Here is a 12,404-nt window from a genome sequence, read left to right as displayed (position 1 = left end):
TTATGGTGTGCCGCCCATCAATCGGGCAATCAAAAACATACTGACAGAGGCACGAGGCATGCAGAAACCTTCCTATGACCCGCACCGAGACTTGGACCTTGAGAACCGCAGGCGGCGGCTGAAGTTCCGGGCATGGCACCGGGGCATCAAGGAACTGGACCTCATTTTCGGCAATTTTGTCCACGCTTATGGTGATGCTTTTGACGCCGAAGACTGTGCATGGTTCGAACGCCTGTTTGAAGAGCAGGACCATGAAATTCTTGGCTGGGTTACCAAGGGCGAAAATGTGCCGGAAGCTTTCGCGGGCCCAATGATGGACCGCCTGCAGAAACTTGATTTTATGACGCTCAAGGCGCGCTGAGGCATATACCCCATGAAACTCAAGGAGCTTGTCAGCGCTGAAATGCCGCTTATCGCGTCCGGTGTACCGGGCGGGTATGACGCCATGCTGCTTGCCGACCTCGCGGCGCGGGCGTTTGGCGACACAAAGCGCGCGGTGCTGCATGTGGCAAGCGACGACGGGCGCATGATGGCGCTCAAAAACGCGGTACGCTTCTTTGCCCCGAAGCTTGAGGTTGTCGAGATACCCGCATGGGACTGCCTGCCCTATGACCGGGTCAGCCCGCAGGGGGATATTGTCGCCAAGCGTATGGCGGCGTTGGCGCGCCTTTCCACCCGCCGCCTGAAAGCGCCGCTTCTGGTGATCACCACAGTGAATGCGGCGCTGCAACGTGTACCAGCGCCAGGCGCCGTGGCAGACGCTACCTTCCACGCGGAACCCGGCGACGAAGTGGACATGGTGGCGCTCGCGGATTTCCTTGCTTCGAACGGCTATAACCGAACGGGCCAAGTGATGGAGCCGGGTGAATTTGCTGTGCGTGGCGGTCTTCTGGATATTTTCCCGCCCGGCGAAGAAAGCCCGCTAAGGCTTGACTTTTTTGGTGACGAGCTTGACACCATCCGGCGGTTTGACCCCCTTGACCAGCGCACGACTGGCACCGCACCTCGCCTGCATCTCAAGCCCGCGAGTGAATTCTCCATGGGGCTGCCGGGTATTGAGCGCTTCCGCCGCAATTATGTAAACACCTTCGGCCCCGCCAAGGGTGATGACCTTCTGTATGAGGCCGTCAGCGAAGGGCGTAAATATCAGGGCGCTGAGCACTGGCTGCCCTTCTTCCATGATGAGATGTCCACGCTGTTTGACTATCTGGAAGAACCGGTCTTCACGCTGGACCATCAGGCCGATGAAGCGGCTGCCGAACGTTTCAAGGCGGTTGATGACTATTATACTGCCCGCAAGGAAGCGTGGGACATTGCCCGAACCTCCAAAAACATCACCTCCCCGCCCTATAAGCCAGTACCGAGCGCACAGCTCTATCTTGGCGATGAGGAATGGGATGACCGGCTGACGGAGTTGAATGTGCGCCGTTTCACGCCGTTTGAAGAACCACCGGCGATCAATGTGGTAAGCTTTGAGGCACGCCAGGGCCGGGACTTCGGGCCTGAACGCAACACCAAGGACGTTAATGTCTATGACGCCGTGCGCGACCATGTGAAGGCCCTGCGTGTAGCGGGCAAACGCGTGGTTTTTGCAAGCTACTCCAAAGGTGCGGCGGACCGGCTTAAAGGTGTGCTGGAAGACCATGGTTTGATGCCGGTGGGGCTGGCGGACAACTGGGAAGAAATCAGGCGCGAGCACAAGACCGGCATTGCCGTTACCGTGCTGCCACTTGAGCATGGGTTTGAGACCAAAGACCTTGCCATCATCGCCGAGCAGGACGTGCTGGGTGACCGCCTGGTTCGCAAGGCACGGCGCAGCAAACGCGCCGATAACTTCCTGAAGGAAGCCAGCGCGCTGGCGCCGGGTGATCTTGTCGTGCACGCCAGCCACGGCATCGGTCGCTTTGAGGGGTTGGAGACCGTTACGGTATCCGGCGCGGCGCACGACTGCCTGCTGTTGACCTACCACGGCGGTGACAAACTTTATGTACCCGTTGAAAATATCGAGGTCTTATCGCGCTTTGGCGGTGAGGATTCTGGCGGTGCGCTCGACAAGCTTGGTGGTGTTGCGTGGCAGGCACGCAAGGCCAAGGCCAAGGAACGCATCCGCGAGATGGCCGGGCAGTTGATCAAACTGGCGGCCGAGCGCGAAATGCGCGAAGGCCAGCGTATTGTGACACCCGAAGGCATTTATGACGAATTTGCCGCGCGCTTCCCGTTTCAGGAAACCGACGACCAACTGCGCGCCATTGGCGACGTGGCGGCAGATCTGTCAAGCGGTCGCCCGATGGACCGACTTGTCTGTGGCGATGTGGGCTTTGGTAAAACAGAGGTAGCGCTCAGGGCCGCCTTCCTTGCCGTCATGGCCGGGCACCAGGTGGTGGTGGTTACGCCGACCACATTGCTTGCGCGCCAGCATTTCCTGAATTTTACCGAACGCTTCAAAGGGCTGCCGGTGCGAGTGGCGCAGCTTTCCCGCCTTGTGGGCGCAAAAGAAGCCAAGGCGACGAAGGAAGAAATGCGCCTGGGCACACTGGATATCGTCATCGGCACGCACGCACTTTTGGCCAAAGGGATCGAGTTCAAGGAACTGGGCCTTTTGATCGTGGACGAAGAACAGCATTTTGGCGTGGCGCACAAGGAAAAGCTCAAGGAACTGAAGGCTAATGTACATGTGCTTACGCTGACGGCCACACCAATCCCACGTACGCTTCAGATGGCCATGTCCGGCATCAGGGACCTGTCGATCATCGCCACACCGCCTGTTGACCGCCTTGCCGTACGCACCTTCGTGCTGCCATTTGACCCTGTGGTCGTGCGTGAAGCGCTACTGCGCGAGCATTACCGGGGCGGCAAAAGTTTCTATGTGGTGCCCCGCATCGCTGATCTGGAAGAAGCTGCCACCTTCCTCAAGGAACATGTGCCGGAGGTAAAGTTCATCACCGGCCACGGCCAGATGCCGCCCAAAACCATTGAAGATGTCATGACCGCCTTTTATGACGGCAAATATGATGTACTGCTGTCGACCACCATTATTGAAAGCGGGATCGACATCCCCACCGCCAACACCATGGTGGTGCACCGGGCGGATATGTTTGGCCTTGCGCAGCTTTATCAGTTGCGGGGGCGTGTCGGGCGTTCCAAGACACGCGCTTATGCCTACCTCACTACACCCGCCAACCGCATGCTGACGGAAAACGCAGACAAGCGCCTCCAGGTCTTGCAGGCACTCGACACCCTTGGAGCTGGCTTCACCATCGCCAGCCACGATATGGACATCCGCGGCGCCGGTAACCTGCTGGGCGACGAGCAAAGCGGCCACGTCAAGGAAGTGGGCGTTGAGCTGTACCAGAAAATGCTGGAGGAAGCCGTAGCAGAAGCACGCGCAGGCGGTGCGGATGATGAATATGAGGATACCCAGTGGTCGCCTACCATCAATCTGGGTGCCACGGTCATGATCCCTGAGCGCTACGTGCCTGATCTCACGCAACGTATGGCGCTATACCGCCGTCTGGCCGACCTTGACACACGTGAAGACGTAGATGCCTTCTGTGCGGAACTCATAGACCGCTTTGGCACGCTGCCCGGTGAAGTGAAACAGCTTGCTGCCATCATGATCATCAAGGGCCACGCTAAACGTGCAGGCATTGAAAAGCTTGAGGCGGGTGCCAAGGGCGTGACCATCTCCTTCCGGGACGACAAATATGCGAACCCGGCGGGCCTTGTTGAATTTATCTCCTCCACTGGAGCCACTGCCAAACTCAGGCCCGATCACAAACTGGTTTACTTCGCTCGCATGGATAAAATCGGCGCACGGCTCAAGACCGTGGCGTCTATCACCCGCAAGTTGGCATCCCTGGCAACATAGGGCCCAAGACCGCCAGCGAGCACCCCGGTCCTCCTTATTTCCGACCAAGCTGAACGGCCATTCATCTGGCCGCCACAAAAGGACACAATTTTTCTTAATTCCGCCGTTTCCCATCCATTTCCGGGCCTTAGTCCGGCGCGAAAGTCCAATCACCGAGCCAGAAAAAAACAATTGGCTAGCAGCAACGGATAGAACTTGGAGACGACCTATGAAATTTACCAAAACTCTTATTGCAACGACCGCAGCAACCGCCCTGTTTGCAGGCGCAGCAACCGCGCAAGACGCAAAATATTTTGAGGGCATCTACAGCGGGATCGAAGCAGGTGTTGACTGGACCAAAATGAGTGCAACCGAAAAACGTGACCGCAGTATTTATTATGGCGGTGTGCTTGGCTACCGCATGCAATCAGATACCAATATGGTATTTGGCGTGGAAGGCACGCTTGGTGACACCGGCTACAACCAGCTTGATGCCCGCAACACTGATTACGAATATAGCGGCTCGCTGATTCTTGGCCAGGCATTCGGGCCTGACGGCCGCAACCTTGTGTACGGTAAGGCTGGTTATGCCCGCACCCGCTTTGACCTGACGGACTCCACTGAAGGCGGCGCCTATAACGACGGTGGCTGGCGTTTTGGTGCGGGCTATGAGCGTGCCCTGATGAACGGGCTGAGCTTCCGTACCGGCGTGGATTACACCAGCTATGGTGATGGCGTTAAACAGTGGACCGGTAAAGCAGGTCTGCTGGCAAGCTTCTAAGCCTTGAAGAATTCGGGCGCTTTTCCTCCTGATGGCAGCGCCCACCCCACCCGGGAGCCCCCCTATACTCCCGGTTATCCACCCGGCCACCACCCCTGGCCGGAGTTTCGAGTACCCCATTGTACCGAGCCGGAGCATCCCTTTTTCCCTGAGGGATGCTCCACCCTCTTCAGGAACGGCGTTGGTTCAGGCAGCTTCCTGCTGATCAATCGCCTTGACGATCATCTCGGCCCCTTGTGCCCCCGATAGTGCGCCCTTGCCGTCAAAAATAAACATCGGCACGCCGCTTATGCCCATCTGACGGGCGTTTGCCACTTCGCGTTCCACAAGTTCCTTATCGCGATCACTTGCCAGAAGGTCTGCGACCAGCGCGCTGTCCATACCGGCGCCCGCCGCGATCTCGATAAGCAAGCCATGGTCACCGATAAACTGGCACTTTTCAAAATAAGCCCGCATCAGGCCTTCAGCCACCGCCTCCTGCGCGCCCGCACTCAACCCCCAACGCATCAGCCGATGTGCGTCCAGCGTATTGGCAATACGGCATTCGCTCTCGAAGTCGAAAGTGATGCCAAGCTCCTCACCCATTTCAAGGAGATGCTTGCGTGCCGTCTGAAACTGCGGACTGTTACCAAATTTCTTCTCGTAATAAGCGTTTCTGTCAACGCCTTCTGCCGGTGTCTCCGGCGAAAGCTGATAGGGACGATAGCGTACTTCACTTACCACGCCGGGGCGCATTTCAAGCGCGCGATCAAGCTGACGTTTGCCAACAAAACACCACGGGCAAACCACATCAATCACCACATCCATTTCCATCAATCGCTCCACTTCCGCCTTTTTCAGCCAACTAAATAAAATTGGGTCTATTTCTTAAGACGCATTTTAGCATAACCTGTGTATGATGGCGCCGAATTCGGAGGGTCACAGAATATGATCAAAGCTTTGAACACCGCCGCTACTGGAATGCTGGAGGCTGAACGCCGCGCAACCGATATCGCAAAAGAGATATTGAGGCTGTCGGGTGAAGCGGCATCGTTCAAGCTTGATGTGACCGAAGCCAGCGACACCACCTCACCGCCGTCCGCTGCTGCAACCGGTGCGCCAGTGGCGCGCAGCACCGGGGGGAACGCTGGCTATTCCGACCTTCTCCAGCAAATGGTTGACCTCAAGGCTGAAGAGCAAACGTTCAAAGCCAATGCCAAGGCTTTCAAGCGCATTGACGATACGCTTGGCTCACTTCTGGACGACAAGGGCTAGGCCGGATAACACTTTTCTCACATGCAAATGACTTGACGGCGGGCTTCCCACCGCCAACATTATAGCCATGCCTGACGACGTTTCACATATCCCGGCCTCGACGCCGCTGCAGGACTCCTTCGGGCGTAGGATCACGTATCTGCGCCTGTCGGTCACCGACCGCTGCGACCTGCGCTGCCGCTACTGCATGGCGGAACACATGACCTTCCTGCCCAAGCCGGAAGTTCTGACCCTTGAGGAGATGCTGTCACTATCCCGCGCGTTCATGGAACGGGGCGTGAGGCGTATTCGACTTACCGGTGGCGAACCGCTTGTCCGCAAGAATATCCTGTGGCTGATTGAGGCGCTGGGCGACGAAGTGAAACGCAGCAATCTGGATGAGATCACCATTACGACCAATGGCACACAATTGGCACACATGTCGCACACGCTCGCACAGTTCGGGCTCAAGCGCATCAATGTATCGCTCGACACCCTGCAGGCCGATAAATTCGCGGAAATCACCCGCCGCGACCGGCTCACGGATGTCATGAACGGTATTTTAACCGCACGTGACGCAGGCCTCAAAGTAAAGATCAACACTGTCGCACTGAAAGGTAAAAACGAAGATGAACTCATTGATATCCTTGACTGGTGCGTAAGCGAAGGCCTGGACCTGACCCTCATTGAAACCATGCCGCTGGGTGACGTCGCCGACGCCCGCGAAGATAATTACCTGCCCCTCACCGCCGTGCTGCCACGCCTCGGGGAACGTTGGGCCCTCACACCGTCTGGCCACCGCACAGGTGGACCGGCACGCTATTATGATATCGCCGAAACTGGCCGTAAGCTGGGGCTTATCACGCCGCTGACCGGCAATTTCTGTGACGGGTGCAACAGGGTGCGGGTCACCTGTACCGGCCGTATTTACATGTGCCTCGGTCAAGACGACCACGTGGACCTTCGGGCGGCGCTCAGGTCTGACAACCCGCAGGCGAACCTGCATGCCGCGCTCGATAAAGCCATCGGGGCGAAACCCAAGGGGCATGATTTTGCCATGTCCGATGGCCGCATGGTTGGCAAAGTTGGCCGACACATGAGCCATACCGGTGGCTAGGCTCTGCTAAACCGCTGTATTTTCAGGCATTAAAATCCCCTCGCCCTCACGCAAAATTTCCCTATACTGCCGTGCTATATAGGGACGTAGACTTATGAAAATCGCCATCATCGCCAGTGAATTTGGCGAGGCCGCCCAAGCGGCTCAATTATTACGGAACCGGTATAAGGCCGTAAGCACCAAGGATGCAGATGTTATCGTCGCTCTGGGCGGGGATGGTTTCATGCTGCAAACCCTGCACGCCTACATGGGCCGTAATATACCTATATTCGGCATGAACAAGGGCACCGTTGGCTTCCTGCTGAACGAGTTTGATGATCAGGAACTGATGGCCCGTATCAGCAGCGCCGACAGTTACACCATGCACCCCTTGCGGATGCGAGCGACGCGCTGTGACGGTGAGGTGGTTGAATATCTGGCCGTAAATGAAGTCTCGCTGTTGCGGGAAACGCGCCAGGCCGCCAAAATCCGTATCTCAATTGACGGCAAGGTCCGCATGCCTGAACTGGTGGGAGACGGCGTGCTGGTATCCACACCAGCTGGCAGCACAGCTTATAATCTCTCGGCCCATGGGCCCATCATCCCGCTGGGTGCCGAGTTACTGGCGCTGACGCCTTTGTCGGCCTTCCGCCCACGGCGCTGGCGCGGGGCGCTGCTGCCACATCACGTATGTGTCGCCTTCACCATCAATCAGCCGCAAAAGCGGCCGGTTTCCGCTGTTGCTGACATGCATGAGGTGCGCGACGTGCGCCATGTTGTGGTGGAAGAAGCCCACGATGTTTCCTTCACACTCATGTTTGACAAAGAACATACGCTGGCTGAGCGTATTTTTACCGAACAGTTCGCCTACTGACGCGCACCTTTGGTCGCTTTTGGGCGGACAGGCACCCCTCCCTCGCGTTAGCGAGGGAGCATCCATAATACCAGTCTTAATCGGGGGGACAGACAATGAATACAGTACCCAAAATTCTAGCCAGCCTAGCGCTGATCAGTCTCGTCGCGCTGCCATCATACGCCGACGAGAAAAAAGCCAGGGAAAAGCCTGCGCCTGTTGAAGCAGCAAAAGCCTTTGAAAGCGAAAAGTCCGGCACCTTCAACGGTGTAAAACTGCGCTACAAAGCCATCGCTGGGGAAACCCACCTTAAGAATGACAAGGGTGAGGAAACTGCCTCTATCTTCTCCGTCACCTATCTGCGCACAGACGTGAAGTCGAGTGCCGAGCGCCCGGTTTTCTTCATCTTCAACGGCGGCCCTGGCTCGGCTAGCCTGTGGCTGCATATGGGCGTGTATGGCCCAAAGCGCGTTGTGCTTCCGTCAGATGCCCAGGATGACGGCGCCGCGCCTTACCGGCTTGAGGATAATCCGCTTTCCATTCTTGATGTTGCCGATATGGTCTTCATTGACCCAGTAGGCACCGGCTACAGCCGCGCTGTTGGCAAAGGTGAAGGCAAGGATTTCTGGGGCATTGAGAATGATGCCAAATCCATCGCCGAGTTCATTCGCCTGTGGCTGGTGAAAAACAAGCGCTGGAACAGCCCGAAATATCTCTCTGGCGAAAGCTACGGTACCACCCGTGCGGCAGCACTGATGGAAGAGCTGCAGGGCGGCTGGTCCGACATTGCCATGAACGGCATTGTCTTCATCTCGTCAATCCTTGATTTTCAGACAGCACGCTACCAACCCGGTAATGACACACCCTACATTTCCTACCTGCCAACCATGGCCGCAACGGCGTGGTATCACGGCAAAGTGGATAAGGCAGGCCGTACGCTCGAAGGTTTCCTTGACGAGGTACGCGCCTTTACGCTGGGCGAATATGCCAGTGCGCTTCTGCAGGGCAACCGCCTGAGCGACGCCGACTTCAACGACACCGCAGCAAAAGTAGCAGGTTATACGGGCCTGAAGCTGCAATATGTGAAAAATGCCAACCTGCGCGTCAACAACATGCGCTTCATGAAAGAGCTGCTGCGAGACGAAGGTTATGTGACAGGTCGGCTCGATAGCCGCTATAAAGGCAAGGATTATGAAGGCACGGGTGACACCTTTGATGGTGACCCGTCAGGTTACGGTATCGATGCCGCCTATACCGCGGGCATATACCAGTATCTGCAAAACGATCTGGGGGTGGATATAGAGCGCCGCTATGAGGTACTTTCCGGCACGCCCGGACGCCATTGGGCGGAGCCGCGCAAGCGCGGCTACAGCGAAGGCTACCCCAATGTAGCGCCGCACGTTGGGGAGGCCATGCGCCAGAACAAGGATTTCCGCGTGATGGTGGCAAATGGTTACTATGACCTTGCAACACCTTTCTTCGCGACGGAAAACACCTTTAATGCCAACGGTATAGATACAAGCCGCGTTGAGTTCACCTACTATGAAAGTGGCCACATGATGTATGTGCATCAGCCATCAATCGAGAAACTGGTGAAAGACATTCGTGCCTTCCTGAAAGGCAAATAAAATTAAATTGGGGCGCAGCAGGTTATCCCGCACGCGCCCCAACTCCCGTCCCGAATTTTTCCGGGTTTTATAGTCTAGATAAAGTCTGCGTTCTCATTCACGCCTGTTGCAACCGGCAAGGTCACAGTGAAGCGACTGCCCTCGCCTTCCACACTGGTCAGCGTAATATCGCCACCCATCTTGCGCGCCAGTTCGCGGCTGATGTGCAAGCCAAGACCTGTGCCTTCCTGCTTGCGGGAGTAGATGTGATCGGTCACCTGATGGAACTTTTCAAACACATGTTCCATATGGTTTTCAGCGATACCAATCCCGCTATCCCATACCGTGAGGCAGACATGGCCCTTGGCGGCGTCCAGCGTCACTTCAGCGCCAATCGCCCCCGCTTCCGGGGTAAATTTGATGGCGTTCGAAAGAAGGTTTACAAAAATCTGTGTGGTCCGGCGGTCATCCGCGCGAATGAGTGCGTCTGTTTTTATCTGAAGTGCGTTGGTATCAAGGCTCTTCTTGACAGCGGCTTCCTTGTTCATTTGCACCGCTTTTGCGAACACCTGCTCAAGTGGCAGGTCATCAACCGACAACGACAAACCACCGCTTTCAATGACCGCGACATCAAGGATATCATTGATCAGCCCCAGAAGGTGCTGGCCGGATTTACGGATATCTGTAGCATACGAGAGATAGGATTTATCGAGCTGGCCGAAGGTCTGGTGCTCAAAGGCTTCCGCAAACCCAATAACCGCGTTCAGCGGGGTCCTGAGCTCATGGCTCATCGCGGCAAGGAATTCGTTTTTGGCTCGCAGCGCACTCGTCGCCTGCACCGTTGCTTCATCAAGGGCAAGGTTCTTGCGGGTCAACTCCTTGAGCAACGCCTCGAGGTTTTGCCGGATATAGTCCGCTTCTGCAGCTTGTTTATAGCGGGCAGTAACGTCCATGCCCACACCGCGGTATCCTCGAAAATCCCCTGACTGCCGGTCAAAAACCGGCACAGCAGACAAATGAAACTTCAGTTCCCCCCCACTAGGCTCTGCAATAATGAAAAGCTGCTCTCGGAAGGGTTTGCGTGCCTTTATACTGTGTGCGCCGTCAAGGCGTCCCTCAAGGTTTTCTTCAAAACGGCCAAACTGCTCAAACCGTGATCCAATAAACAGGGAAGCTGGCTGGCCGACGATAGCGGTAAAGCGATCTGAGAGCGAACGGATGCGCATATCTGCATCACATTCAAAGAACCAGTCAGAACTTGCGCGCGCAAAATCCTGAAAGCGGCTTTGTGTGCGGTTGGCCTCCTCGATGCCGCGGACCTGCGCAGTCACATCTTCATATGTGCCTGCAATCGCGACCACATCGCCGCGCTCATTCCTCACCGGCGAGTGCCGGCCCAGAAAAATGCGTTCATGGCCCCCGATACGCACAATTTCCTCCGCGCGTACAGTGGTGTCGCTGGCCAGCACATCATCAATAACCGGCTTGAGCGATGGTACCTGGAAACGGCCTGCCAGCACTGCTTCACCCGGCGCAAGGGTCACCTCTCCTAGCGCCTTGTCGAGCGCACTATAATGGTCGTTCACATGCATTACGGTGCCATCGAGCGTGCACACATAAAACGGCAGCGATTCATCAACGATGATGCGAGCCACCAGCCCCATGACCTGCTCGTTTGCCGCAGGAGGCTTATTGCCCTCGCGGCGGATGCTGGCCCCAAATGCCCCGTCCACGGTCTCGCCCGATCTGCGCACGGCAAGATCGACGATCTTCTGATCATTCAACTGGTTCTCGAGCTTCATTTCAGGTGTCCTCCCGAGCATGCCCCTGTTGCCCCCTACAGGCCAAGGCTACCCTACCCTTTCTAGTTCCTCGATTGCTTCCTGATACGCATTGTCCCGCTGCCATACCTGCAAGGCTCCCTTTGCATTGGCTTCGGATGTCGAATCAAAAAGCGCCAAAATTTCTTTCAACACACCGGGCGATTTGGCCGCGCCGCCTTCGCGCGCCTGCACAACAAGCAGGTAAATGCTGGTAAACTGGTTGCGGTCAACCCCAATCGCCTTGGCAAGGATGGCAAAACTTTCACCGCCCTTGTCGGTAAAAATACGCCATGCCGTCCGGAAGTTAATGCCACCAAGCTCAGCAAGCCCCGCGATAAAGACCGCGACGCGCTGTTGCCTAAGCGCATTGACAAGAAACTGGATCGTCAACTCGCCATTTTCTACCATGCGGCGCACAAGTTTTTGCGCCCGCACATAGGCACTTTGTTGATCACCTTGATCAACAAGCACTGTGTTGGCTGCGCGCCGAACCGCCTGTTCAAACAGCATGGGGTCAACTTCATAATCTGTGAGAATGCGTTTCCTGAGCGCCGCCGACACCCACCAATACATGCGGTAGGCCAGATCGCCCGGCAGGTCCGAGCGCTGCAAAAGCGGCTCCTGGAACCGGTCCACACGACGGGATTCCGCCACCAGATATTCCATGGCCCGTTTGGAAATGGTCGTATCGTGGTTATTCAGCAGCGTTTCGATCACATCTTCGCTGCCATATTCCACCAGCGCGTTTGAGACCTGCTCGGACACATCTTCGCGCATGGCAATCGCCATACGGTGCTCGTCCGTTCGCATGCGGATAATCTCAATAAGATCCGGGTCTTTTAGAAGCGCGCTCTTCTCCAAGAGGGGACGAGCGATCTCTATATCGTCATTTGCAAGCATCTTCGCGATATCGGGCAATTCAACACCTGACACTGCCAGCGCATTTGACAGCTCCCTACGAATATCGGTCTCCACCTGACTTACAAGTTTACCAAGTATATCAGACATCAGCGCGCGTTCATGCTCGCTTAGTCTTCCATCATCAGACAGGAAGAGATCGGTAATGTTTTCAACAAGGCGCGCGCGCCCTTCCGAAGATTTATTCTTCGCCAACAACAGCAATTCTTGCAGTTCCTTGCTGACCAACAATTGTCTCCCGACAGC

The 12,404-nt window shown here is 56.3% G+C and carries 10 protein-coding genes; 7 read left to right on the top strand and 3 right to left on the bottom strand.

Annotated features, from left to right (window positions below):
* Nucleotides 1-58 precede the first annotated feature (58 nt).
* The 3 genes from OEU85_RS09785 (at nucleotide 59) to OEU85_RS09775 (ending at nucleotide 4,628) form a co-directional block, all read left to right on the top strand.
* Complete coding sequence (locus OEU85_RS09785) at nucleotides 59-361, top strand: FAD assembly factor SdhE (RefSeq protein WP_262691291.1); 303 nt, start codon at nucleotides 59-61, stop codon at nucleotides 359-361.
* A gap of 12 nt (nucleotides 362-373) precedes the next feature.
* On the top strand, nucleotides 374-3,868 hold the full coding sequence (gene mfd, locus OEU85_RS09780) for a transcription-repair coupling factor (protein ID WP_262691290.1): 3,495 nt from the start codon (nucleotides 374-376) through the stop codon (nucleotides 3,866-3,868).
* 208 nt (nucleotides 3,869-4,076) lie between these two features.
* Nucleotides 4,077-4,628, top strand: a complete 552-nt coding sequence (locus OEU85_RS09775; RefSeq protein ID WP_262691289.1) for an outer membrane protein — start codon at nucleotides 4,077-4,079, stop codon at nucleotides 4,626-4,628.
* A 186-nt stretch (nucleotides 4,629-4,814) separates the two neighbouring features.
* Here the strand turns inward: OEU85_RS09775 and OEU85_RS09770 are convergent, their stop codons facing one another.
* The gene (locus OEU85_RS09770; protein WP_262691288.1) at nucleotides 4,815-5,441 is read right to left on the bottom strand and encodes a DsbA family oxidoreductase; all 627 of its coding nucleotides are present in this window, start codon (nucleotides 5,439-5,441) and stop codon (nucleotides 4,815-4,817) included.
* Between the two features lie 114 nt (nucleotides 5,442-5,555).
* Between OEU85_RS09770 and OEU85_RS09765 the strand changes: the two genes are divergently transcribed.
* The 4 genes from OEU85_RS09765 to OEU85_RS09750 all read left to right on the top strand — a co-directional run bounded on the left by OEU85_RS09765 (nucleotide 5,556) and on the right by OEU85_RS09750 (nucleotide 9,438).
* Nucleotides 5,556-5,882: a hypothetical protein gene (locus OEU85_RS09765; protein WP_262691287.1), complete on the top strand. Its 327-nt coding sequence runs from the start codon at nucleotides 5,556-5,558 to the stop codon at nucleotides 5,880-5,882.
* Nucleotides 5,883-5,949: 67 nt separating this feature from the next.
* A complete protein-coding gene (moaA, locus tag OEU85_RS09760) occupies nucleotides 5,950-6,978 on the top strand; it encodes a GTP 3',8-cyclase MoaA (RefSeq protein ID WP_262691286.1) in 1,029 nt (342 codons plus the stop codon).
* A gap of 94 nt (nucleotides 6,979-7,072) precedes the next feature.
* Nucleotides 7,073-7,831 carry an NAD kinase gene (locus tag OEU85_RS09755; protein ID WP_262691285.1) on the top strand — a complete coding sequence of 253 codons (759 nt, stop codon included), beginning with the start codon at nucleotides 7,073-7,075 and terminating at the stop codon, nucleotides 7,829-7,831.
* 95 nt (nucleotides 7,832-7,926) lie between these two features.
* Nucleotides 7,927-9,438 (top strand): S10 family peptidase, encoded by a 1,512-nt coding sequence (locus tag OEU85_RS09750; protein WP_262691284.1) that lies wholly within the window; start codon nucleotides 7,927-7,929, stop codon nucleotides 9,436-9,438.
* 74 nt (nucleotides 9,439-9,512) lie between these two features.
* On the opposite strand, the gene OEU85_RS09745 is transcribed toward OEU85_RS09750, so the two are convergent.
* Both OEU85_RS09745 and OEU85_RS09740 read right to left on the bottom strand, forming a co-directional pair.
* Nucleotides 9,513-11,219, bottom strand: coding sequence for a sensor histidine kinase (locus OEU85_RS09745; protein ID WP_262691283.1), 1,707 nt, complete (start codon nucleotides 11,217-11,219; stop codon nucleotides 9,513-9,515).
* A gap of 48 nt (nucleotides 11,220-11,267) precedes the next feature.
* Nucleotides 11,268-12,386 carry a DUF2336 domain-containing protein gene (locus OEU85_RS09740; RefSeq protein ID WP_262691282.1) on the bottom strand — a complete coding sequence of 373 codons (1,119 nt, stop codon included), beginning with the start codon at nucleotides 12,384-12,386 and terminating at the stop codon, nucleotides 11,268-11,270.
* Nucleotides 12,387-12,404: the final 18 nt, after the last annotated feature.

The organism is Kordiimonas aestuarii (assembly GCF_025574465.1).
In the GTDB taxonomy this organism is placed as follows: domain Bacteria; phylum Pseudomonadota; class Alphaproteobacteria; order Sphingomonadales; family Kordiimonadaceae; genus Kordiimonas; species Kordiimonas aestuarii.
Note: the sequence above shows the minus strand (reverse complement) of the source record. Positions and strands in the feature narration are given on the sequence as shown.